Genomic DNA, 23,491 nt, shown 5'->3' with positions numbered 1-23,491 from the left:
TATTTATGAAAATAGGAATTATAGGTGCAATGGAGCTTGAGATAGATAGTTTAAGAACTTCTACTGAGTCTTGCAAAGAAACTAAAATAGGGCGTTTTGTTTTTTATGAAGGTTCTCTTAATGGGATAGAAGTAGTATTATTACTTTCAGGTATAGGTAAAGTAAGTGCTTCAGTTGCGACCACTTTACTTATAGAGAGATACAATCCATCGCTTATTATTAATACAGGTACTGCCGGAGGCTTAGGTGATACTTCGGTACACGATATAATCTTAGCTACTGAAGTACGCTACCACGATGTAGATGTTACGGCTTTTGGGTATGAAATAGGTCAGCAAGCACAAATGCCTCCTGCCTTTATTGCTAACACGCAATGGACAGAAAGACTAAAACAAGTAGCCGAACGATACAGCCATACACTTCACTACGGACAAGTAGTAAGTGGAGACTCTTTTATTTCCTCGCCCACCCGACTACAAGAAATTGCTAATACCTTCCCTAAAGCAAAAGCCGTAGAAATGGAAGCAGCAGCTATTGCTCAAACCTGCTATTTATTAAACATTCCATTTGTAATGCTTCGCGCTATTTCTGATAAGGCAGGCGAAGGGAATGCGGTATCATATGAGACTTTTGTAGTAGAAGCAGGCAAACTGTCTGCAACTATTATAAAAGCATTCTTAGCCTCTATCTCTGAAACATAGGAAAAGTACACATATAACAAATAAGGGATTGAATTACATAATTCAATCCCTTATTTTTTTATACTTATAGAAATATTCCTATTTTAAAAATTGACGTACTTCTTCTTTTAAATGACTTAGTGCATTAGCCGAAGGAGTGGCTTTCTCTACAAACTCTTTAAATATAGCTTCTACCATAGCTTGTGAGTCTTTTACGTCTTCGGTTAGGGCTACCTTACGGATTATTTGGATAGTAGCCATTTTAGCAGTACGAATAATATTCCATAGCTTTTCACTGAGGTATATTTGTTGTGCTAAGTTATGTTCAAATTCTTCATCAATAGAGTTTACAAGCAATGTTTCATACTCTTTCTTAGAAAAGTTATGAGGAGGAATGCGCAAAAATAGTTGTTGAGGAGACATTCGCTCTAAGAAAAGTGTCATTCGCTCGTATGCTTGTAAGCGGATAGGCATTGTGTATTTTTGATTTTCTTTATGAAGAAGAAACAATCGCTTTTTATCTTCATTTTCAATATGTATTCTAAAAAAATAAAAGGCTACCGCTCCTACAATAAGAGCCGGAACACAATACATAATAAAGGTAATAATCTGGTCAGACATAAATAATTAAGATTCTTTTGATAATAATATTTTTTCTAAGTTTGGACTGAAAATATCTTCAAAAGCCGATATGATACGTCCATTTTTATCTATAATTACTGATTTGTTAATATTATTAATTAAAAACTTTTGCGACAAATCTATAAAATTGATAGAGTGATATTGGTCAGTCCAATCGGTATTTGAGATTTGTTTGCGCCATTGGGTTTTATCCTGCCCTATATCAATACCTACAAACTTTACATTGGGAAATAGCTTCTTTAACTGACTCACTCTTCCAAAGATAAGTTTGGAAAGCTCTTTCTGATTGACTGACCAAAAGTAATAAATAGTTACCTCCGGCTGTTGTATTTCCGAAAACTTAGTAGGTTCACCGTTTGCATTAATCAAATCAAAATCGGGAGGAATTCTTCCCGCTTGTAGTGCTATTACGTTTCTAAATACCTTATCTAATTCGGCTTTATACTTGTTATCTTTGTTATACTTAGCAAATTTATCGAAGTAATCTTTATACTCGGTGTGCTCTTGGATATTAAAAATATAGGCATAAGCTGCATTTCGGTATAGGTTATCTCTCAAACTTCCATTGGTAAAAAGACTATCGATGATTTTAATCTTTTGCAAATGAAACCCTAATTCCCTACTTACATCTACCAAAGTGTGAGTATCATAGGTGTATTGAGTAAAAGCCAGATTATTGACATACATTACCATATACCTATAATAGGGTCGGAAATACTCTAAAAAGCTATCGTTATAATTAATTTGTTTACGATAGTCGTAAAAGTTATAGGGTAGTAAATCTACGATTGAAATGTTGTTCTTATTTTGATAAACAAAAGGATATATCTCCATTTCCTTATAGATAGGAAAAGTAGCGCTTACTAAGGCTAAATCTTTTGCTTTCTCGGTGAGCTGAGGATTTAGTTTGAGAAAATCATCATACTCCCGTTTTCTATCTTGATATAAGGAATCACTTTTGTTTTTGTACTGCATAGGTGGCAAAGAATGAAACTTCCTAAAAACTTCTTCTTGCGCATCTGACATCTTAGATTGTGAGAGTAAGAAGTTATTAATAGCAGAGCCTTTACCCGAGAATGAGATACTTTCTTCAAAACTGAGTGCATTGGCATACACTACCACACTGTCCTTAGGTTCTACATACACATATTGATACTTACCATCTGTTTCAAAGTTAAACAACTCTCCTTCGGTTATATTTAGGTTAAACAGGAAAGTTTTATTCTTATCTAAATAAGCAGTATCTATAGGAGTATCATTGCTGTATAGAACAACAAAAGAGTCCTTTGCATTAGGGAAAAAGCCACTTATTATAGTAGGCTCATTACGCTTACCCTTGCAAGCGATTAAAGTGCTAAAAAGCACCCATAATATTAGCCGATTCATCTTCATCACCAATAAGCATTCAACTATTTTGGGGCAAAAGTATAACATTATCTAAACACGGTGAGTTAAGAATATGTTAAAAATATACCCACTACTAAATATTAACATTTATTAGTAATTCGCTGTTTGAATTAGCCTCTCATTGATAGCAAATTAGCTTTCTTTCTCCTTGCTCACTTCAAAGAGGAATTTCTTTTCTTGGTCGGTTAAACTTGCATAACCACTGGCACTGATTTTCTCTAACAGTTGATTGACCTGATGTGCTCGTATCTGTTGTTCTTCTGAAACGACTTTCTTCTCTTTTTTAGGAGACTCTTCTTGGGGCGTTTTTGCTTTTTTAGGAATACGAAAACTGTACTTTGAAGTAAGTCCTGCGAATATCCCTCCTAAAATACCTCCGAAGTGGGCTATCTTACCTCCTGTGTTTACTGATATATTGAGTATATCGAAAAGGATAAAAGCCAATATAACGTACAGCAATTTTATTTTAAAGGTAAAAATATAGACATTATAGGAGGGGAACAGGGTTACCACAAAGGCTAAGGCTCCCATAACAGCAGCTGAAGCTCCTAAGAGCATCGTATTATCAGTGAAGGAGGGGAAGAAGTAACCTATGGTTAGAAAAGTGATTCCGCCACCTATAATCCCAAAGCTATACGCTTTTACAAATTGTTTTCCGTTAAAGAGATTGAAGAAAATATGCCCTGTGAAAAATAATAGGAGCATATTCCAAAATAGGTGTTGAATGCTTACGTGATAGAAAGCATAAGAAATGAGCGTCCAAGGTTGTTTTAAAAACAGAGGTAACGATTGAGGCATACATAGCCACTGGTTAAGCTGCTCTTGTGTTACTTTGTTAGTATACACTACAAGTTTGCTTATACCCAATAGCAATGTACATACCACAATTACGCTATTAGCTGTGTTTAATTTTCCTGACATTGACGTAATATTAATGAGGCTGTTTTTTCGCTTGCACCTTCTCCGCCTAACCTTTCTCTCAACAAAACATAATCTTTAAACACTTCGTAACGGTGCCTATAAGTAGTGAGCTTGTTAAGCTCAGCTTCTAAATTCTTTTTAGTAAGGTGACCTTGAATAAGCTCAGTAACCACAGGCTTATCCATAATGAGGTTTACTAACGAAATGTACTTGAGCTTGATAATGCGTTTGGCTATATGATAGGAAATCCAATTGCCTTTGTAGCACACCACTTCGGGGACGTTGAGCAAGGCAGTTTCTAAGGTTGCCGTACCACTGGTCACAAGCGCTGCATAAGATACCGAAAGCAAATCATAAGTTTTACCGCTTACAAAATGCACGTTTTCTTCTTTGATAAAACGTTTATAGAAGTGATAATCAATTGAGGGGGCTCCTGCTATTACGAACTGATACTGATGAAAATCATCGACTATAGAGAGCATTATTTTTAGCATCTTGGCTATTTCCTGCTTTCTACTACCTGGTAAGAGTGCTATAATAGGGCGCACATCTAAGTTATTTTCCTTTTTAAAAGTCTGCTCATCTACTTCTTTGCGCTGTGCAATAGCATCGAGCAAAGGATGACCAACAAAGTGCACGCGGTATTGGTGTTTTCTTTCGTAGAAATCTTTTTCAAACGGGAGTATGACGTACATAAAATCTACATCGCGTTTGATTGCTTTTATGCGGTTCTCTTTCCAAGCCCATATTTGTGGTGAGATGTAGTAATGAGTAGGGATATGTTGTTGTTTAGCCCATTGGGCAATGCGCATATTAAAGCCGGGATAGTCTATAAAAATAAGAACATCGGGGTTGAACTGGGTGATATCTTTCTTACAGAAATCGATATTGCGCAAGATAGTGCGCAGGTTCGTAATCACTTCCCAGAAGCCCATAAAAGCGAGGTCTCGGTAATGCTTTACTTGTGTACCTGCCACCTGTTGCATTTGGTCGCCCCCCCAAAAGCGGAATTCGGCTTTTGGGTCTTTTTCTAATAGGGCTTTCATTAGGTTAGCACCGTGCAAATCACCAGAAGCCTCGCCTGCTATAATATAATACTTCATTTTTCTGCGGTTTGAAAGTTTAATACATTATTAGTTTTTAATAGCGGTATTGTTTAGATACGCTGTGATAGCAGCGTGGTAAACTGATGAGGTACCTTTTTTGACCTTAGGTAATACTTCATAGGAAGCCCTGAGCTGTGGGTCTTTAAGGACGAGCTGAGCATAACGCACGGCTTCTTGGAACTTAGTGCGACAGCCTAATTGAGCTTCGGAAGCTGGTACGCGGGACTTAGAAGGGGCTTTACAGACTACTGTTTGTCCTTTAACTTTTCGGAAAACGAACGTTTTACCAATCATACCAGAGAGTCCGTTTAAAATAACATTTCGACTTCTTGCCATAATACAAATTGTTTTTTGGAATTAATAGTGCAAAGGTATGGCAAATTTTTGGTATATCAAAATTGGTGTGAGCTACACGGGCAGATAATGAAAAGATGAAGGGAATATCCTCTCCCCAGTCACATACTCTCCTATTCGGAGACTTCTCCCAAGGAGAGGGAGTGTAGTAACGGAAAAGTGGGACGAAGGAATGATGAACAAAAGACGGTGCGAGCCGCACGGGCAGATAAAGAAATGACGAACAAAAGACGAACGAATGACGAACAAAGAACGAACAAAGAACGAACAAAAGACGAACAAAAGACGAACAAAGAACGAACAATGAACGAACAATGAACGAACAATGAACGAACAATGAACGAACAATGAACGAACAAAAGACGAAGGAAAAGTGGGGGTAAGTAAAAGCTAAAATGAAGATAAAAAGAGGGTGATTAGTAGATTTCAACTTTGGCAAAATTTGAAACTTTGGCAGAGTTCGTTTTGGAAAGAGGGGCTAAACCGCACGGGCAAATAAAGAATGAAGGTAGAAAAGTTGGTTTTGAAAGGATAAAGAAAGGGTGATTAGAGATTTGTAAAAAGGGCTATATATTACTGAAAATCAATAGATATTATATATGAGTAAAAAAGATTTTCGATATTAGTGAATTTATACATTATTTTTTCTTATTTTTGCCGTTCTAAACAAACTCATCATTATGATAGACGCACACAAATTATCTATTGGTTTACTACTACCTATTGAAGCATACGAAGGGGCTATTCCTAAGATGGAAAACCAAGTACAACTCATTCAGCGAGCTGAAATGTTAGGCTTTAATGCTGTGTGGGTGCGTGACATTCCCCTCTACACTCCTGATTTTAACGAAGTAGGACAAATGTTTGACCCGTGGATATATTTGGCACACATTGCTACTCTTACCCAAAGTATTAAGTTTGGCTTTGCGAGTGTAATACTACCACTGCGTCACCCTTTACACGTAGCCAAAGCTTCGGCGAGTCTTGACGTGCTATTTCCGAAGCGTTTTATGATGGGAGTTGCTTCTGGTGACCGACCTGTAGAATATCCTGCTTTTAATGAACTTTATGAATCACGGAGTACTCGTGTATTGGAGCATATGGCTATGTTACGCGACTTATGGAGCAAAGAGTTCCCTACCTACAACAATGAGTATGGTACCCTAATGGAAAAAATGGGTGATGTAGTGCCTAAGCCCTTGCATAAAAATATACCAATGTATGCTACAGGGCACATAGGAGGAGTGAATTTGGAATGGATTGCGAAAAACTCGGACGGGTGGATTTACTACCCAAGAGATTTTGCTTTCACAAAGAAGGTAATACAAGACTGGCACAAAGCTCTTAAACAAGAAGGAGAACCTCCTAAACCTTATATTCAACCTGTGTATATTGACCTAAAAGATGACCCTGATTTTGAACCAGAGAAAATGGACTTAGGTTTCCGTTTAGGACGTAACTATTTATTGGATATGTTCTTAGAACTCGGGAAAATAGGGGTTAACCATATTATGCTCGTACTAAAATACTGCTCTCGCCCTGCAAGTGAAGTGCTTGAAGAAATAGGAAAAGAAGTATTGCCACACTTGAAATAAACGCAAATTATGACCATTACTCAATACCAATATGTGTTGGCTGTGGCGAAGTACAAGAACTTTACTACCGCTGCTGAACACAGTTTTGTTACCCAGCCTACCTTGAGTATGCAAGTGCAGAAATTGGAGGAAGAGTTGGGGGTTACTATTTTTGACAGGAGCAAAAAGCCTTTACAGGTTACTGAAATAGGAGAACAAATCGTTAAGCAAGCCCAAGTAATCGTAAATGAAGCGGGGAGAATGAACGATATAGTGGCACAACAAAAGGGATATATAGGAGGTGAGTTTCGCGTGGGGATTATCCCTACCGTCTCCCCTACTCTACTACCTATGTTTCTCGCTAATTTCATCAATAAATACCCTAAGGTATGCCTAAAAATTGAGGAGCAAACTACTGAAAACATCTTGAAAAAGATAGAGGACGGGAGTTATGATGCAGGGATTTTGGCAACCCCTCTGCACAATCCGTCGATAGTAGAAAGACCGTTATACTATGAGCCTTTTGTGGCTTATATTCCACAAAATCACCGTTTGCAAAACTCTAAGACTATCTATTCTGAGGATTTGGATATCAACGATATATTGATGCTTGAAGACGGACATTGTTTTAAGGACAGTGTACTGAATATCTGCAACCAAGATGTGATAGACTCAAAAGAGCACTTCCAACTAAAAAGCGGTAGTTTTGAAACCTTGGTACGCTTGGCTAACGAAGGCTTAGGAATGACTTTGTTACCATATTTACACTCTTTGGAACTGAAAGAGGAAGAAAAGAAACGCATTCACTATTTCGCTGAGCCTTACCCTGCGCGCGAAATCAGCTTGGTATATCACAAAAACGAACTAAAAATGCAAATCATCAAAGCTTTACACGACACTATTGCAGGGGTTATACGAGGGGCTATTGTTTTCCAAAATGTAAAAATTATCAGCCCAACAAGAGAAAGGCACAGAATTTGATAAAGCTAAGAGCTAAGAATTGAAAGTTAGCTAAATTATTAAAAAACAATTTTAGAATGAAAAATATTTCAGCAGTATTATTTTTATTATTTATTTCATTTGCGTCTTGTAGTTTTACAAGTAAGAAATTTGACAATCCAGATAAAGACAAGGATAGAGTGCTTTTGGACATTGTACAACACGTACTGGAAAACGCGCATTTTAGTCCGATAAAAATGGACGATGCTTTCTCTAAGAAAGTATTTGACAGTTATTTGAATAATATTGATGGGCAGAAGCGTTATTTTCTACAATCGGATATCAACGAGTTTAAAAAGTACGAAAACCGTTTGGACGACGATTTGAAAAACGGAGAAATTGCATTCTTCAACCTTTCTTACGAACGCCTCAAACAACGTATGAAAGAAGCAGAAGCAATTACCAAAGCTATCTTTGCTAAACCTATCAACCTGAATACCAATGAAACGATTAATACCGACTATGAGAAGTTGCCTTTTGTAAAGAACAAAGCTGAGTTACAAAACCGCTGGAAACAAGTAATTATTTTCACTACGCTTTCCACTTATATCACTAAACAAAAGGAAGAAGCAAGCAAGAAAGAAAAGGACGCTAAATATCAGCCTAAAACCAATGAGGTGCTCAAAAAAGAATCGATAGAAGCTACCCAAAAGACATTGGCTGATATGTTCAGTATGTACAACGACATCACTCGTGAAGAGTGGTTCAGTATGTTTGTGAACGCTATTACTGAGACTTTCGACCCCCACTCCAACTATATGGCACCAGACATCAAAGAAGGTTTCGACCGAGATATGTCGGGTAAGTTTGAAGGTATAGGAGCACAATTACAAAAGAAGACTGATGGAATTGCTATTACCAATGTGATTTTGGGAGGGCCAGTATGGAAAGGTAAACTCCTTGAAGTAGGCGACCAAATCCTAAAAGTAGCACAAGGAGCCGGTGAACCCGTAGATGTAGTAGGAATGCGTTTAGACGATGCGGTAAAACTTATTAAAGGGCCTAAGGGCACTGAAGTACGCCTTACCGTAAAACGCGTAGACGGCACAATAGAAGTAGTGTCCATCATTCGCGATGTGGTAGAGATTGAAGAAACTTATGCCAAATCGGCAGTGATAACGGCTAATGGTAAACGCTATGGACTTATCAACTTACCTAAATTCTATATTGATTTTGAAGATGTAAACCAACGCAATGCTGCAACTGATGTGGCTCTTGAAATAGAAAAGCTCAAAAAAGAGAATATAGACGGACTTATTGTAGATTTACGTACCAATGGAGGGGGCTCCTTAAAAACAGTAGTGGATATAGGAGGTTTATTTATTCCTAAGGGGCCTATCGTACAGGTAAAATCGTCACGCGGAAGTCGTGATGTACTCTCTGACAACGACCCTAAAACACAATGGGACGGTTCGCTGGTAATTCTTACCAATGAGCTTTCGGCATCAGCCTCAGAGATTTTGGCAGCGGCTATGCAAGACTACAAACGCGCTATCATCATAGGTGGTAAACAAACCTTTGGTAAAGGTACTGTACAAAGTTTTGTAGACCTTAATAGTTTCTTGCGCCAAAACAATTACGGCGACCTTGGTGCTATAAAAATTACTATTCAGAAGTTCTATCGTATCAACGGAGGGTCTACCCAGCTAAAAGGTGTAGAAAGCGATATCGTAGTGCCTGATAAATACAAATATATTGACATAGGCGAACGCGATATGCCCAACGCTATGCCTTGGGATAAAATAGAGCCTGCTAAGTACACTCCTTGGACTAACAATGCCAACTTTGATAAGGCGATAGAAAACAGCAAAAAACGCATCAGTGAAAATCAATACTTAAAGCTGATTGACGAAAACGCTCGATGGATAAAACAGCAACAGAAAGACAATGTTTTTCCTCTCAACTACGAGGCTTACAAAAAAGTAATTGAGAAAAACGAAGAGCAATCTAAAAAGTTCAAAGCAATTAACGATTACAAATCTAACTTGAAATTCACTTCAGTAGCTTCTGATGAGGCTAAAATAAAAAACAGTGAAGACTTGAAATTACGTCGTGATCGTTGGCACGAAAGTCTTGAAAAAGATGTGTATATAGATGAAGCTGTGAAAGTATTGGAAGATTTGAACAAATAAGACAATAAGTAATACATTATAAAAACATTGGCAGAGCGAGGAGCTTTGCCAATGTTTTTATTTTGGGTATATGGGAAATTTGTTATACCTTTGCACTACATTTTGTCTGTTACCTAAATAGAAATGCGTTTTAAGATACTTAGTATTATATATAGAAATAAGAACCACCCCCACTACAAAAGGAAAAATAGACCATAGATAATAGACTATAAAAATATAATGAAACAACGACTGATATTTATCGATGTAATACGCGCTTATGCCATCTGTATGATGTTACAAGGGCATTTCATCACCGCTTTACTTGCTGAACCATACTGTGACGAAAGTAACCCTTACTATCATATTTGGCATTATTTCACAGGTATTACCGCACCTGTATTCCTTACCATTTCAGGCTTTATCTTTACCTATTTGCTCATTCGAGAAGGCGAACGCAGTGGTGTAGGACTCAAGAACCCACGTGTGAAGAAAGGAGCAAAACGCGGATTAATGCTTATAGCTGTGGCGTGTATTTTGCGGAAAAGCATCTATTTTGTAGATATTTTGCATTGTATAGGGTTAGCTCTCATCATAATGGTGGGACTCTACTTATTAGCTCGAAATCACGTGAGGCATTTCCTTCCTACAATGCTCATCGGCATTACTTTACTACTTTTCACCTTCAACGAGACCTATAACCAATATGAATACTCTTGGTTACCTCAAGTAGTAGCCAATTACTTTACTCCGAAATACGGTACTTTCTTTACCATTTTTCCGTGGTTAGGCTTTGTAACCTTAGGAGGCTTTATGGGATCGCTTTTTTACTATTACAGAAACGCCAAACACTTATATACAGTATATACACTACTACTTATTGGCATCGGAGCCATTTTTCACTTCCAATATCACACTTTTCACTTCTTATATAGCATTACAGGGTGGGAACACTTTGAAAGTTTAGCACACAATGGCTTTCTTTTTTTGAGAATGGGTGATACTCTTTGGACATTTGCTGTATTTGCAATCTTACGAAATGTACTTACTGCCCATTTTTTACAACGTATAGGGCAAAACACCCTTTCTATTTACATCATTCACAGTATTGCGCTCTATCACTTTATTCCATATTTCAACTTAGATTATTATCTTCATAAAAGCTTAAACCCTACCCAAGCTGTGATAGGTGCTATTGCCTTTGTGATAGGTATTTTAATTCTTTCATTCTATTATCACAAAGTCAGCAAATATATAAAAGAAAAATATTTAAACAAGAAAACCATTGAGAAATAAAATGGTAGCCATAGAAATCTTTACCAGCAGTCAGAAAATGTATGGAGCTCCTATCAGTATTGCAAGTTCCACAATGAAAATCAGTCATAAAGAACTTGTTTCGCTACTTTTAGAAAGTTTAGCTACTTATAAATAAAGATAAAAATTAGTAAAAATATACATTTAAAAACTTTACGTAAAATTTTATCTTCATTCGTTTGTCTTTATCTTTATCAGAAGAAAAGTAATGAGAAAAATAATCATTGATTTATAAGTCTTTACTTTTTTATTTACAGAAAACACAATAAAAAAGTTTTAAAAAATTTGGAATATAATAGCAAATGCCCGTATATTTGCACTCGAAAAATCATTTATATCATTGTAATTGCGGGAGTAGCTCAGTTGGTAGAGCGTCAGCCTTCCAAGCTGAATGTCGCGAGTTCGAACCTCGTCTCCCGCTCTACAAAAAAGCCTGATAACAATATGTTATCAGGCTTTTTGTTTATCATTTCTATTTTTATAACATTGTATGCTTCTTGAGCTTCATTGCTAACTCCCAAATAGTAATTCCTGCACTTACCGAAATATTCAGAGAATGTTTAGTACCATACTGTGGGATTTCTATCACCTCATCAGAAGCTGAAACCACTTCTTGTTCCACTCCTTTTACCTCGTTGCCAAAGATAATAGCATATTTTTGCTTTCCGTTAGGCTGAAAATCATTCAGCATTGTAGAATTTTCAGCTTGCTCAATGCTAATAATATAAACACCTTGCTCTTTTAGCTTTTCTACTGCCGAAAGTGTGTTTTCTACATATTCCCACGCCACACTATCAGTCGCACCCAAAGCTGTTTTGTGAATCTCTTTGTTTGGGGGAGTGGCGGTAATCCCACAGAGGTATATCTTTTCAATTAAAAAAGCATCGCAAGTGCGAAAAACAGAACCTATATTGTTCAAACTTCTCACATTATCCAAAATTACTATTAAAGGCGTCTTTTCTGCCTTCTTAAATTGCTCAATATCCAACCTATTGAGCTCACTATTTGCTAATTTTCGCATATTAGAGCCTATTTACTTTATCTACTCCTTTAATGTTCTTAATATCTTGCATCAATTTCTTTAAAGTAGCATTATTGTTGATAGAAATAGAGACTTTCCCGCTGAATACATTACCTTCGGTATCAATATTAATGTTGGTAAGTTTTACAAATTTGCTATCCAAAATCACTTTTGAGATATCGCTGATGAGTCCATCGCGGTCAATACCACTAATTTTAAGACTCACTTTGAAATCTCTTTCATCAGATTTTACCCATTTGGCTTGAATGATACGATAAGCGTAATTCGATTGCATCGAAATAGCATTCGGGCAAGTTTTTTTGTGTACTTTCACCCCTTCGTTGATAGTAACGAACCCAAAAATGGGATCACCAGGGATAGGATTGCAACATTTTGAAAAAGTATAGTCTAACGATTCTTCTTCTTTGCCAAACACAATGCTATCATAGTGAACGTTGGGCGAATAAATGGGTTCGTCAGTAGGTTTTTTTACTGCTTTATTTTTGAATAAGCCAAAGAAAGACGTGCGATGCGATACAAAGTCTTTCAGCATTTGGTTGCTGATTTCTCCCGTGCCTGCTTGATAGTAAATATCTAAGCTCGTCTTTGTTTTGAAGTAACTCACCATCTCATTCATCACTTCTTCGTTGAGAGTAATCTTCAATTGTTTTAATTTTCGTACTAAAATCTCTTTCCCTTCGGCGGCAACGGTTTTTGTCTCTTCTTTTAAAGCATTTTTTATTTTACTACGAGCTTTGGCTGTGGTGGCATAGTTGAGCCAGTTTTTAGTAGGTTTTACATTTTCGGCGGTGATGATTTCCACCGTTTCGCCACTCTTTAACACATAGTTTAAGGGCACTAATTTATTGTTTACTTTAGCTCCCCGCGTTTTTAAGCCCACTCCTGTATGGATATAAAAAGCAAAATCTAAGGGTGTTGCGCCTTTCGGGAGGGATTTTATCTCGCCATTAGGGGTAAAGACAAAAATCTCTTTGGAATACAAGTTGAGTTTAAAGTCTTCTACAAAGTCCACCGCATTTGCCTCGCTGTTTTCAAAGATTTCTTGCAACCTATTAAGCCACATTTCGATGCCTTCTTCTTTTTGGTCGCCGTGTTTATACTTAAAATGGGCTGCATAACCTTTTTCGGCGATTTCGTGCATACGTTCGCTGCGTATTTGCACCTCTACCCATTTGCCTTTTGGCCCCATTACGGTAATGTGTAAGGCTTCATAACCTGTAGATTTGGGTGAGGAAATCCAATCGCGCAATCGGGTGGGATTGGGACGGAAGTGGTCGGTAACAATAGAGTATATTTTCCAAGCCAAAAACTTTTCTTCGGCTGGTTCACTTTTATAGATGATGCGAATCGCAAATTTATCGTAAACTTCTTCAAAACTCACACCTTGCGATTCCATTTTTCTGTAAATAGAATAGATTGATTTGGGTCGCCCTTTGATGGAATAATCAATTTTTTGTTGCGTCAAAGAAGTTTCTACGATTTTGGTAAACGCCTCAATGTATTCCTGTTGTTCTTCTTTGGATTCCTCCATTTTGTTTAGGATACTATTGTAGCGCTCGGGGTCAGTGTATTTAAGGGCAAGGTCTTCTAATTCTGTTTTGATGTTATACAAGCCAATGCGGTGAGCAATAGGTGCATAAATATAGAGTGTTTCCGAAGCTATTTTGGCTTGTTTGTATTCTGCCATCGAATCCATCGTTTGCATATTGTGGAGTCTGTCAGCAATTTTGATGAGAATCACACGCACATCGTCGTTCATCGTGAGGAGGAGCTTTCGGAAGTTCTCGGCTTGTAAAGAGATATCATTTTCACGGCTCATACTCGAAATTTTGGTAAGTCCTTCCACAATATGTGCTACAGTGTTACCAAAAAGCCGTTCCATATCTTCAATCGTATAGTCAGTATCTTCTACTACATCGTGTAGCAAAGCCGACGCAATGGCTACGGCGTCTAATCCTATTTGTGAAGCGACAATTTTAGCTACGGCAATAGGGTGAAAAATGTAAGGTTCCCCACTTTTTCGGCGTTGGTTTTTGTGCGCATCAACAGCGGTGTCAAACGCCAAGCGAATGAGCTTTTTATCTTCATCACTCAGGGTTTGATAGCTGATACGCAAGAGTTCTTTATACTCGCGCGCAATGGCTTTGTTTTCTTCTTCTAAGTCGATGTTTGTTTCCATAGCAAAGAACAAAAGAGGATTTTCAAAAATCTATTTAATAGTAGCCGATAATTTGCGGAGTTTGATAGCCGTAAGGATTTTTTTGGTATACAACGGGAAGTCGGCACCGAGAAGCCAACCAAAATATCCTGGTTCTTCGTCAAAAATATCTTCTACACGTTTACCTTTGTGTTTTCCAAAGGTAAAGATTTCTTCGCCTTTGTCATTATAACCAATAAAACCAGCAAAGTCGGCTATTTGTTTGCGATAAGTAAACTCGCTGAGCTTTTTGATGTTGTTCTCTAAGTTGTCATAACGGTCGAGCTGGGCTTTGAGGATTTCATAAGTGGCATTAGTATCTGCCGAAGCCGTATGCGCATCAATAAGGTCTTTACCACAATAGAATTTATAGGCTGCCGAGAGGGTGCGCTGTTCCATTTTGTGAAAAATAGTTTGTACATCTACCGATACGCGGTTTCCCAAATCAAAATCTACTTCGGCACGCAACATTTCTTCGGCAAGCAAAGGAATATCAAAGCGGTCGGAATTGTAGCCAGCAAGGTCGGAATCTTTTATCATATTATGAATTTGCTTGGCAAGCTCTTTAAAAGTAGGCTCACCCGCAACGCGCTCATCGGTAATGCCGTGCACATCTGAGGCAGCTTTGGGGATAGGAATAGTAGGGTTTACAAGCCACGTTTTGCTTTCCTTATTGCCATTGGGGTAGACTTTCAAGATAGATATTTCAACAATGCGGTCTTTGGTAATATCGATGCCCGTAGTTTCAAGGTCAAAAAAACAAATAGGTTTTGATAATTTTAGTTCCACGATTTTAATGAATAGTTAAAAGTTAAGACCAAATAGTTTAAGATAAAAAAATTATACTTCTTCTATTTCGGCAGAGAGTCCCGCATTAAGAAGCGCGGTGCAGAGCGGTTTAAGGAAGCTATAACTTCCTGATTTTACATCGCATTTTCCTTTGAAATGCACAATAATAGCGCATTGCTCGGCTTGTTCAAAGGTGTGATGACAAACCTTTACTAAGGTATCGATAACGTGGTCGAAAGTATTGACATCATCATTGTATAAAATGAGATGACATTCGTCTTCCAAAAATTCCGTTACATCACCTTCGTCAAAAGTTTCTTCCTGATAATTATTTCGTAGCATAAATTGTTTTTATGATGATACAAAAGTATAGTAAATAAATGAATTGTGCAAATACTTAACCGATATAATGGGATTTTAGCAAAGGTTATAAGCACAAAAACGCCAAAAGAAAGTGCCTTCTTTTGGCGTTTTGTCCTTTTTTTACCATAGCATTACTTATCGGTAAGTCCGTTTTTAGCTTTTTTCTTGCCGTAACGTTTTCCCATTTCGTCTACCAATGCTTTTACCGAAGCGTCTTTCTTAGCCGATGTTTTCAAATAGGTATATACCTCGTTGGCTGTTTGCATAGCATCGGAAGAAGCAGCATAAATAGTATCGTCGAGCTTTTCGAGCAAGGAAGCTACCAATACGCGAATATCCCACAATTGGTCTATTAAATGCACATCGTTTTCAAACTCAGCTTTGTTAAACGATTGCAACAAATATTGCGGAAAATGATTGGCGCCACGCAAAGCGAGGTTTACAAATTCCACACTTTTTTGTCCCATAGAGGCACCGCCTCTTTTTTGATCTGCTGGCAACGCTATTAAAAAGTTCAAGAGCTGTTGCACTTCTGAAAGTTTTGTTTTTACACTTTCTTTATCAGTTTCTGATAAGGTTGCATTTATCAAATTTCCCATAGTAAAAATATTTAATGGGTTAATAACGCCACAAAGGAACGAATTTTTGTTTGGAAAAACAAATGTTTTAACAAAAGTTTAACAATTTATATGAAACGGAAAATATCAATTCTTTTCAACTCTAATATCTAACTTTGTTCTAACATAAATTTATTTTCTGCTTCAATTAAAGGTCTATGCCATTCCCATAATTCTTCTAAAGTTGAAAAATTTTTAGGAACTTTATTCCCTTTTTGAAACATCTCAGAGGGAGAAAAAGGGAAAAAACGATGATAATAATTTTCTACACTCCTTCTCGGGTGAAGAGCTAAAGAACTTTTAAAATAATTATCACAATAATCATAGTGTGATTCAAAGATAAATCTTTTCCAAGATTTTATAATATCATCTTCTGACCTTACGTCTATAAACTCAAATTGTTCATCTGTTCTATCTTCTGGTTTTCCCCAAGCGTTAGACAATAAATCTATAGCTTCTACATCACTAACTGGCGCTGAATAACCAAAAACTGTTACCCTTTTTGCCTCTTTTAATTTTTTAGACAATAATTTCCACACATTTTTTATATAATCATCTGAACTATAATCTTTTTTATCTATCGGATATAATAACTTTGTTGGTTCAAAATAGGCATTTGTTTTTTTAGAATACATTCCAGCTGGACCTGTCTCTCCAGAATTTTTATCTAATCCAATAGAAACATTTCCGTGTAAAAAGAGAATTGCAGGACTCTCTACAAAAGGCATATTTCTATGATAAGCCTTATATAAAAATGGATCCCAGTTGAATGTAGCAATTGTATCCTTATATTTTCTTAAAGATAATATTAAGTAGTCATATATTGTTGGTTCATCTGGTAAATCTAAACTATCAAAATACTCATAGATTTTTTCTTCAATTATTTTCTTTTCCTCATTAAACTTTTCATTACAACAAATTTTGCTATATAACTTTTCAAAATCATCTTTTAATTCTTTATATTCAATAGGCAATCCATTAACAATATCTGTTAAACCTACAATATCTACAATATTTTTCATCAAAGGTAATTTCTTACCATTTTTTTCAGGGTTTCTTAATGTTGAAGCATAACTTGCCCCTGCGCCTAATAAAACTACGTGAGTTTTATTTCCATAAACTTTTTCTATTTCATCTTGTCTTTTCATTATTCTATTTTTTTATAAATTATTTAATAATAAATATAATTATTTAATCATTTCTAAAACTTTTATAGCTAATATAAAACATCTCTTTTTCAAAAAAAATTCCAAAGTTTAAAACCTCAGCAATATTAATACCTAAAATATTGCTTATATAATCAAAAATATTGTTTCTGTAAGCAATATAAATTGCTTCTGCAATCTAAAATATTGTTATCGGAAGCAAAAATATTGCTTCCATAATCTAAAATATTGATTATGGAAGCATTCAGTTTGATTATGGAAGCTATCGAGATAGCAACAGAAGCTAAAATATTGCTTCTGTAAGCTATTTTTTAGCATAAAAAAGCATTTTTTTACACAATTCTATCAATTACATTGGTATTGGAGAGTATTACCAAAAGGTCGTCTTTGCTAAGTTTGGCATTTGGGTCGGGTGTTACGTTCATTTTGCCATCAGAATGCTTTATTGCCAAAATATTTATCTCATACTTGTGTCGCAAATTGAGTTCCATCAACGATTTTCCTATATAACTCTTGGGTACTTTTACTTCATAGATAAAATAATCTTCGGCAAACTTAAAATATTCTATAATAGTGGGTCGCAAAACGGAATAGGCTACTTTTTCGCCCATTAATTCCTCAGGAAATACTACTTGTGTAGCGCCTATTTTGTATAAAACCTTTTCTTGTGTGTGGTTTACGGCTTTGCAAATGATATTTTTCAACCCCAATTCCTTTAACTGCAAAGTAATGAGAATACTCGCCTGGATATTATCGCCTACGCTCACAAAAGCAGTGTCGAAATCGTCTTTCACTACGTTTTTGAGGGCAATTTCATCGGTAGCGTCCAAAATCACTGCCTCTTCGATGATATTTTCATTGAGAGCTTGCTTGATAACGCCCTCACGCGAATCTATTGCTAGCACAGTGGCTTTGTTCTTATAGAGTGTTTTGGCTACCGATTTGCCAAATTCTCCTAATCCTATGACTAAAAAATTCTTCATAATCTATCCTATTAAAATATTTTCTTTTGGGTATTTGTAATTTCCTTCAACTCGTGGTCTCGATAAGGCGAGCGCAATGGTAAGCGGTCCTACCCTGCCTAAAAACATTGTAAATATCAAAATAAATTTTGAACTATTGCCTAATTGTGAGGTAATTCCGGTAGAAAGTCCGCAAGTGCTGAATGCCGAAATGAGTTCGAAAGCTATTTTGGTAAATTCTAAATCGGGTTCTAAGGCTGTGAGGATTACAATCATTGTAAGCACATACATCATCGCAATAAACACGAGTGCTGAGGCTTTATTAAAGAGTTTCCAAGAGATGCGTCTCTTTGAGAATTCGATATAGTTTTTATTGAGTAATGCTGTTTTAATACCGAGAAATAAAATGCCAATAGTAGTAGTTTTCACGCCAGAACCTGTGGAGTTTGGCGATGCCCCTATAAACATAAACGTTACGCAAAAAAGAATGGTGGCGCTACTTAAATGCTCCAACGGAATCGTATCGAAACCTGCTGTACGCAAACTTACAGAGTGAAAAAAGCTAATAAGCATCTGACCAAAAAAAGTTTTTCCGTAAAGCGTGTGATAGTTTTTATATTCTAAGGTAAAAAACAGAAACGTACCCGCAACGAGCAATATTATTGTCATCAAAATTGAAAATTGTGAGTTAATATCGAGTCTTCGTCTCTTTTTTCGCAAGTATTCATAGGCTTGAATAATGGTTGTAAATCCCAAACCACCAAAAATAATCAAAAAAGCGATGATAATATTCACAAAAGCATTGTAAGTATAGCCTTCGAAGCTATGAGGAAACAAAGAAACACCTGCATTACAAAAAGCGGATACTGAGTGAAACACCGAAAAAAATATCGATTGGCCCAAAGGGTAATCTTGAACGAAAGAAACAAACAAACATATTGCTCCCGTAGCTTCAAAAATCAAAGTAATATACACCACACGCTTTGCTACGGCATAAATATCGTAACTTTTGTTGTGATTAAGCCCTTCGGCAACCAATCGTTTAGTATAAAAACCAATGCGTTTAGAAATGAGCAATACCAAAACAGAGGAAATAGTAAGCACTCCCAATCCGCCAAACTGGATAAGCACTAGTAAAATAAGTTTGCCGTAAATAGTAAAGGTCGCACCTATATCTATCACCGAAAGACCCGTAACGGTAACCGCCGAAGTAGCTGTAAAAAGTGCTTCGAGGAAAGAAATATCTTTCTGAGGCGTATGTGCAAAAGGCATCATCAAAAGCAAAGCACCTACGACTATTAAGCCAATAAACGAAAGCATTATAAGGTTATAAGGGGATATTCTTTTTAACATTGGGGTCAATTTTTATTGTTTATCCATCTGAAAAGTTTGTTATATCAGATTGCAAAAATACAAAATATATTATTGATAGGCACTTTTTTGTTATTTATTACATAAATGAGGCTGTCTAATCTTTTCAGACAGCCTCATTTATGGAAGTTATATTCGTTTATTAACGTGAATAATTAGGAGCTTCTTTGGTGATGGTAATATTATGGGGGTGGCTTTCGGTAATTCCGCTTGCGGTGATGCGCACAAAGCGACTCACAGCTTGCAACGTTTCAATATCCTTGGCACCACAGTATCCCATACCTGCGCGCAAGCCACCGATGAACTGATGCATACTTTCTTGTAGTTCGCCTTTGTATGCCACGCGCCCTACAATGCCTTCGGGGACAAGTTTTTTGATGTCGTCTTCTACATCTTGGAAATAACGGTCTTTACTACCTTGGTTCATCGCTTCTACCGAGCCCATACCACGATAAGATTTGTATTTTCTGCCTTCAAAAATGATAGTTTCCCCCGGTGATTCCTTAGTGCCAGCAAGCAGAGAGCCAAGCATCACACTATTGGCACCTGCGGCAATAGCTTTTACAATATCTCCGGTGTAGCGAATGCCTCCGTCGGCAATCACAGGGATTCCTTTGCCTTTAAGAGCGTTTGCGACGTTCATCACCGCTGATAATTGAGGATAACCCACGCCTGCCACCACTCTGGTAGTACATATAGAGCCTGGACCTATGCCTACTTTCACTGCATCGGCGCCATTTTCGGCTAAATAAAGGGCAGCCTCGGCAGTGGCAATATTTCCTACCACTACTTCTAAGTCGGTAAACTTGCTTTTTACGGCTTTAAGAGCGTTCACTACGCCTTTTGTATGTCCGTGAGCTGTATCGATAACTACGGCATCAACTCCTGCTTGTACAAGGGCTTCGGCGCGGTCTACCACATCGGCAGTAACACCTAAGGCTGCTGCTACGCGCAAGCGCCCTAAGTTATCTTTGTTAGAAATAGATTTTTCTTGCAAGTTGGCAATGTCTCGGAAAGTAATAAGACCTACTAATTTGTAGTTTTTATCTACTACGGGAAGTTTTTCTACCTTACTGCGTTGTAAAATACCCTCAGCTTCCTTCATAGAAGTGCCTTCGTTGGCAATCACGAGGTTTTTAGAGGTCATTACTTCGGTTATTGGGCGATTATTATCGTGTTCAAAGCGCAAATCGCGGTTAGTTACAATGCCTTTTAAGATTCCGTTAGCATCAACAATGGGGATACCGCCAATATTGTTTTCTTTCATACAGCGTTTTGCATCACTCACCTTGCTGTTTAAGGGAAGCGTAACAGGGTCGATAATCATACCGCTTTCGGCGCGTTTTACTTTGCGTATTTGTTTGGCTTGCTCCTCAATAGTCATATTTTTGTGGAGCACCCCTATGCCTCCTTCACGAGCCATAGCTATAGCCATAGCAGCTTCAGTTACAGTGTCCATTGCCGCTGAGATAATAGGCACATTCAGGGTGATGTTACGGGTAAAACGTGAGATTATCGATACTTCGCGAGGTAATATCTCAGAATAATTGGGGATAAGAAGGACATCATCATAGGTAAATCCTTCATTAATAATTTTATCTTGGAAATTCATTTTAAAAAAGAGAATTTAGTTGCGTGCAAATGTACTTCTTTTTTATATACGAAGCAAATTTTTCGAGTATTTTAAATCAAACAAATAGAGACGATACTCTTTATATCGTCTCTATTAAGGTTATAAATTCTTTTGCTTTACTTGATAAACTCTTTGATAGGCACTTTTTGGAAGTACAAATCTCCATCACCTTCGTAAAGAATGCCTATATATTTATTATCTACTACAGTAAGACAAGAATAGCCCATAGCTGCTTGCTCATACAACAATATTGAAGGTAGTTTATCCCAAGTATTCCCTTCATCATCACTAACTTTGATAGTCATATTTACTCTATTCTTTGCATCATTAGGATTAGAGAAGAATAAATACTGTTTTCCCTTTTTGTCCTTATATGAGATAATACTTGCCATACAATTGGGCTCGGTGAGGGCAGTGCGGGAAGTGTTGTGCTCTATCCACGTTTTGCCCATATCGGCAGTAACGGCTACTGAACGCCCGTGATAGTTATCAGAAAGTTCATAATTAGAGCGATTACGATCGTCGCGCATATTGAGCATTAACGTACCATCGGAGAGTTCTACCACTTGAGATTCAGTAGTGTGTGTTTTAGCTCCTGTCCCTACGTGCCACGTCTTGCCGTGGTCTTTGCTGTAAATAATAGTTGAATGAGGCACTTGGTCTTTATCCTTAAACTGACCTGCAAACACCAAGGTACCATTACTCATTGAGATACCTCTTCCAGGTCCTTGGAAAAAGAGTCTCCATTCAGGATTTTTGATTTGAGAGGTGATATTGATAGGTTCACTCCACGTTTTACCATCGTCTTCACTTTTTACTACTACTATTTGTCCTGTTTCTTCAGGAGTCATTCCACTTTTAGAGCCCCACCAACTCATTGTTTGAGGATCTAAGCCGTGTTGCCACAAGCCTATCACCCAAATAGTATTAGTTTGCTCGTCTACCAAAACTGCAGGATCTCCGACCCCATTAAGGCGGTTAGGTTTTCCTCCCCATTCGCCCATATCAATCACTTTTTTCATTGGCTCCCACGTTTGTCCGCCATCGGTACTGCGACTCATTCCCACATCGATATCTTCTTGCAAATCCTTGCAGTTGTTGTAACGATTGTCGTAAACGGCTATCAGCGTACCCTTATTAGTGGTTACAAGCCCTGGTATACGATAGCATTCTATGCCGTCTTGTTTACGCTGACGAAGAGCAATAGCAAAACGCTGTCCTTCTTTTTTAGCATTATTAAGCGTGAATTTAGCCTCATTGGTAATGAGTTTTACCGTTGATAAGTACAGTTTTTGCAAGAGGTCTGGTTTTTGAGTAGTACGAGCAGAAACCCAAACAAAAAGGCTATCATTAGTAGCTTTAAAATTCCCTTGTAGTTTGGTGTTACAGCCGAGATTTGAAGTTTTAGCAAAAAGTGTTGCTTGTTCTCTTTTAGCGTTAGCACCTACATAAACAGAGAGTTCTGAAAGATTGAGCTTTTTATTTTTAAACTGCAAAGAGAGTTTTTTTACCTCTGTTCCTTGCTTTACAGGCAGTACAAATGAGGTAATAAGATTATCTTTATCAGTAGCCAAAGGTATTTGTGCTTGAGTAAAAGTCATTTTCTTTTGGGCATAGCCAAAGATAAGGAAGAATAATGCAATGATGGTAAATAGTTGTTTCATATAAAATTAATGTATTAATTTATGGATTTGTTAATGTGTTGATTTGTCTATTTTTGGCAAAGGTAATATTTCATTTTTAAACTACCAAATAAAAAATACACGCGTTGGCGCGAGCTACAAGCTCGCGCCAACGCGTGTATTGTATTTGTACAATGTTAAAATATTCTTTCCTCAGTACCGAGCCACATTACAGAGTTTGCCATATCTACAAATTTGAGTTCATCGGCACGGAGGTCGGCTAAGGCTTTTTGCCCCTCAGGAGTGTTGCGGGCTCTGAGAAAATCGTCTTTACTTTCATACCACAATTCACCCATAGCATCAAAGGTAAAAGGGAGGGTTTCTCGCTGTGTAGACGATTTTTCATCAGTAGGTTGAAAAGGAAATGTTTTAGCATAATCCTTTATCAATAGGGTTTCTTTATAGTTTATTACTTTTTGAGAATGTGCTTCCCATAGTTTTATAAATTCTTCTGTGCTAAGATGCTGTTTCTTGCGCACAAACATTATAATCTTAAACATATCAATATAAGTTATCAGAATAATTAAAAGATTGTCTAAAAAAAATTGTAAGGAATTTTAC

Annotated in this window: 23 protein-coding genes and 1 tRNA gene; 8 read left to right on the top strand and 16 right to left on the bottom strand. The window is 37.1% G+C overall.

Features of this window, described 5'->3' with window-relative positions:
- The first annotated feature begins 5 nt into the window (after positions 1-5).
- A complete protein-coding gene (locus HMPREF1528_RS07770) occupies positions 6-701 on the top strand; it encodes a 5'-methylthioadenosine/adenosylhomocysteine nucleosidase (protein ID WP_016479303.1) in 696 nt (231 codons plus the stop codon).
- Positions 702-779: 78 nt separating this feature from the next.
- Here HMPREF1528_RS07770 and HMPREF1528_RS07765 read toward each other — a convergent pair whose 3' ends face one another.
- The 5 genes from HMPREF1528_RS07765 to HMPREF1528_RS07745 form a co-directional block, all read right to left on the bottom strand.
- Positions 780-1,301: a hypothetical protein gene (locus HMPREF1528_RS07765; protein WP_016479302.1), complete on the bottom strand. Its 522-nt coding sequence runs from the start codon at positions 1,299-1,301 to the stop codon at positions 780-782.
- Between the two features lie 6 nt (positions 1,302-1,307).
- Positions 1,308-2,714 carry a TlpA family protein disulfide reductase gene (locus HMPREF1528_RS07760; protein WP_009410256.1) on the bottom strand — a complete coding sequence of 469 codons (1,407 nt, stop codon included), beginning with the start codon at positions 2,712-2,714 and terminating at the stop codon, positions 1,308-1,310.
- Between the two features lie 147 nt (positions 2,715-2,861).
- Positions 2,862-3,650, bottom strand: a complete 789-nt coding sequence (locus tag HMPREF1528_RS07755; protein WP_009419111.1) for a rhomboid family intramembrane serine protease — start codon at positions 3,648-3,650, stop codon at positions 2,862-2,864.
- On the bottom strand, positions 3,635-4,753 hold the full coding sequence (lpxB, locus tag HMPREF1528_RS07750) for a lipid-A-disaccharide synthase (RefSeq protein ID WP_016479300.1): 1,119 nt from the start codon (positions 4,751-4,753) through the stop codon (positions 3,635-3,637). Before lpxB ends, HMPREF1528_RS07755 begins: the two co-directional genes overlap by 16 nt.
- 30 nt (positions 4,754-4,783) lie before the next feature.
- Entirely contained in the window at positions 4,784-5,092 is a 309-nt protein-coding gene (locus HMPREF1528_RS07745; protein ID WP_002672653.1) for a hypothetical protein, read from the bottom strand.
- Between the two features lie 177 nt (positions 5,093-5,269).
- On the opposite strand from HMPREF1528_RS07745, the gene HMPREF1528_RS12635 reads away from it, so the two are divergent.
- From HMPREF1528_RS12635 to HMPREF1528_RS07720, 7 genes are all read left to right on the top strand, one after another.
- The gene (locus HMPREF1528_RS12635) at positions 5,270-5,428 is read left to right on the top strand and encodes a hypothetical protein (RefSeq protein ID WP_157464897.1); all 159 of its coding nucleotides are present in this window, start codon (positions 5,270-5,272) and stop codon (positions 5,426-5,428) included.
- A gap of 362 nt (positions 5,429-5,790) precedes the next feature.
- On the top strand, positions 5,791-6,705 hold the full coding sequence (locus tag HMPREF1528_RS07740) for an LLM class oxidoreductase (protein ID WP_016479299.1): 915 nt from the start codon (positions 5,791-5,793) through the stop codon (positions 6,703-6,705).
- Positions 6,706-6,714: 9 nt separating this feature from the next.
- The gene (locus HMPREF1528_RS07735) at positions 6,715-7,665 is read left to right on the top strand and encodes a hydrogen peroxide-inducible genes activator (protein ID WP_002672662.1); all 951 of its coding nucleotides are present in this window, start codon (positions 6,715-6,717) and stop codon (positions 7,663-7,665) included.
- Positions 7,666-7,721: 56 nt separating this feature from the next.
- Complete coding sequence (locus HMPREF1528_RS07730; RefSeq protein WP_009410250.1) at positions 7,722-9,815, top strand: carboxy terminal-processing peptidase; 2,094 nt, start codon at positions 7,722-7,724, stop codon at positions 9,813-9,815.
- Positions 9,816-10,034: 219 nt separating this feature from the next.
- On the top strand, positions 10,035-11,090 hold the full coding sequence (locus tag HMPREF1528_RS07725; RefSeq protein WP_016479298.1) for a heparan-alpha-glucosaminide N-acetyltransferase domain-containing protein: 1,056 nt from the start codon (positions 10,035-10,037) through the stop codon (positions 11,088-11,090).
- A gap of 1 nt (position 11,091) precedes the next feature.
- Complete coding sequence (locus HMPREF1528_RS13075) at positions 11,092-11,226, top strand: hypothetical protein (protein WP_016479297.1); 135 nt, start codon at positions 11,092-11,094, stop codon at positions 11,224-11,226.
- Between the two features lie 230 nt (positions 11,227-11,456).
- A tRNA-Gly gene (locus tag HMPREF1528_RS07720) sits at positions 11,457-11,529 on the top strand.
- Between the two features lie 57 nt (positions 11,530-11,586).
- On the opposite strand, the gene HMPREF1528_RS07715 is transcribed toward HMPREF1528_RS07720, so the two are convergent.
- The 11 genes from HMPREF1528_RS07715 to HMPREF1528_RS07665 all read right to left on the bottom strand — a co-directional run bounded on the left by HMPREF1528_RS07715 (position 11,587) and on the right by HMPREF1528_RS07665 (position 23,430).
- Entirely contained in the window at positions 11,587-12,129 is a 543-nt protein-coding gene (locus HMPREF1528_RS07715; RefSeq protein ID WP_016479296.1) for an RNA methyltransferase, read from the bottom strand.
- 1 nt (position 12,130) lies between these two features.
- Positions 12,131-14,329, bottom strand: a complete 2,199-nt coding sequence (locus HMPREF1528_RS07710) for a RelA/SpoT family protein (RefSeq protein ID WP_009419105.1) — start codon at positions 14,327-14,329, stop codon at positions 12,131-12,133.
- A 30-nt stretch (positions 14,330-14,359) separates the two neighbouring features.
- The gene (locus HMPREF1528_RS07705) at positions 14,360-15,136 is read right to left on the bottom strand and encodes a 3'-5' exonuclease (protein ID WP_012796821.1); all 777 of its coding nucleotides are present in this window, start codon (positions 15,134-15,136) and stop codon (positions 14,360-14,362) included.
- 51 nt (positions 15,137-15,187) lie between these two features.
- A complete protein-coding gene (locus tag HMPREF1528_RS07700) occupies positions 15,188-15,478 on the bottom strand; it encodes an ATP-dependent Clp protease adaptor ClpS (RefSeq protein ID WP_016479295.1) in 291 nt (96 codons plus the stop codon).
- Between the two features lie 152 nt (positions 15,479-15,630).
- Positions 15,631-16,098, bottom strand: a complete 468-nt coding sequence (locus tag HMPREF1528_RS07695; RefSeq protein ID WP_002672685.1) for a hypothetical protein — start codon at positions 16,096-16,098, stop codon at positions 15,631-15,633.
- A 128-nt stretch (positions 16,099-16,226) separates the two neighbouring features.
- The gene (locus tag HMPREF1528_RS07690; RefSeq protein ID WP_016479294.1) at positions 16,227-17,264 is read right to left on the bottom strand and encodes a hypothetical protein; all 1,038 of its coding nucleotides are present in this window, start codon (positions 17,262-17,264) and stop codon (positions 16,227-16,229) included.
- 350 nt (positions 17,265-17,614) lie between these two features.
- A complete protein-coding gene (locus HMPREF1528_RS07685; protein WP_002672690.1) occupies positions 17,615-18,265 on the bottom strand; it encodes a potassium channel family protein in 651 nt (216 codons plus the stop codon).
- Positions 18,266-18,268: 3 nt separating this feature from the next.
- Positions 18,269-19,597 (bottom strand): TrkH family potassium uptake protein, encoded by a 1,329-nt coding sequence (locus HMPREF1528_RS07680; protein ID WP_016479293.1) that lies wholly within the window; start codon positions 19,595-19,597, stop codon positions 18,269-18,271.
- Positions 19,598-19,757: 160 nt separating this feature from the next.
- On the bottom strand, positions 19,758-21,227 hold the full coding sequence (gene guaB / locus HMPREF1528_RS07675; RefSeq protein WP_016479292.1) for an IMP dehydrogenase: 1,470 nt from the start codon (positions 21,225-21,227) through the stop codon (positions 19,758-19,760).
- Positions 21,228-21,364: 137 nt separating this feature from the next.
- Positions 21,365-22,912 carry a sialidase family protein gene (locus HMPREF1528_RS07670; RefSeq protein ID WP_016479291.1) on the bottom strand — a complete coding sequence of 516 codons (1,548 nt, stop codon included), beginning with the start codon at positions 22,910-22,912 and terminating at the stop codon, positions 21,365-21,367.
- 155 nt (positions 22,913-23,067) lie between these two features.
- On the bottom strand, positions 23,068-23,430 hold the full coding sequence (locus tag HMPREF1528_RS07665; protein ID WP_016479290.1) for an EthD domain-containing protein: 363 nt from the start codon (positions 23,428-23,430) through the stop codon (positions 23,068-23,070).
- Positions 23,431-23,491: the final 61 nt, after the last annotated feature.

Origin of the sequence: Capnocytophaga sp. oral taxon 336 str. F0502 (assembly GCF_000411575.1) — a bacterium.
GTDB lineage: Bacteria > Bacteroidota > Bacteroidia > Flavobacteriales > Flavobacteriaceae > Capnocytophaga > Capnocytophaga ochracea.
Note: the sequence above shows the minus strand (reverse complement) of the source record. Positions and strands in the feature narration are given on the sequence as shown.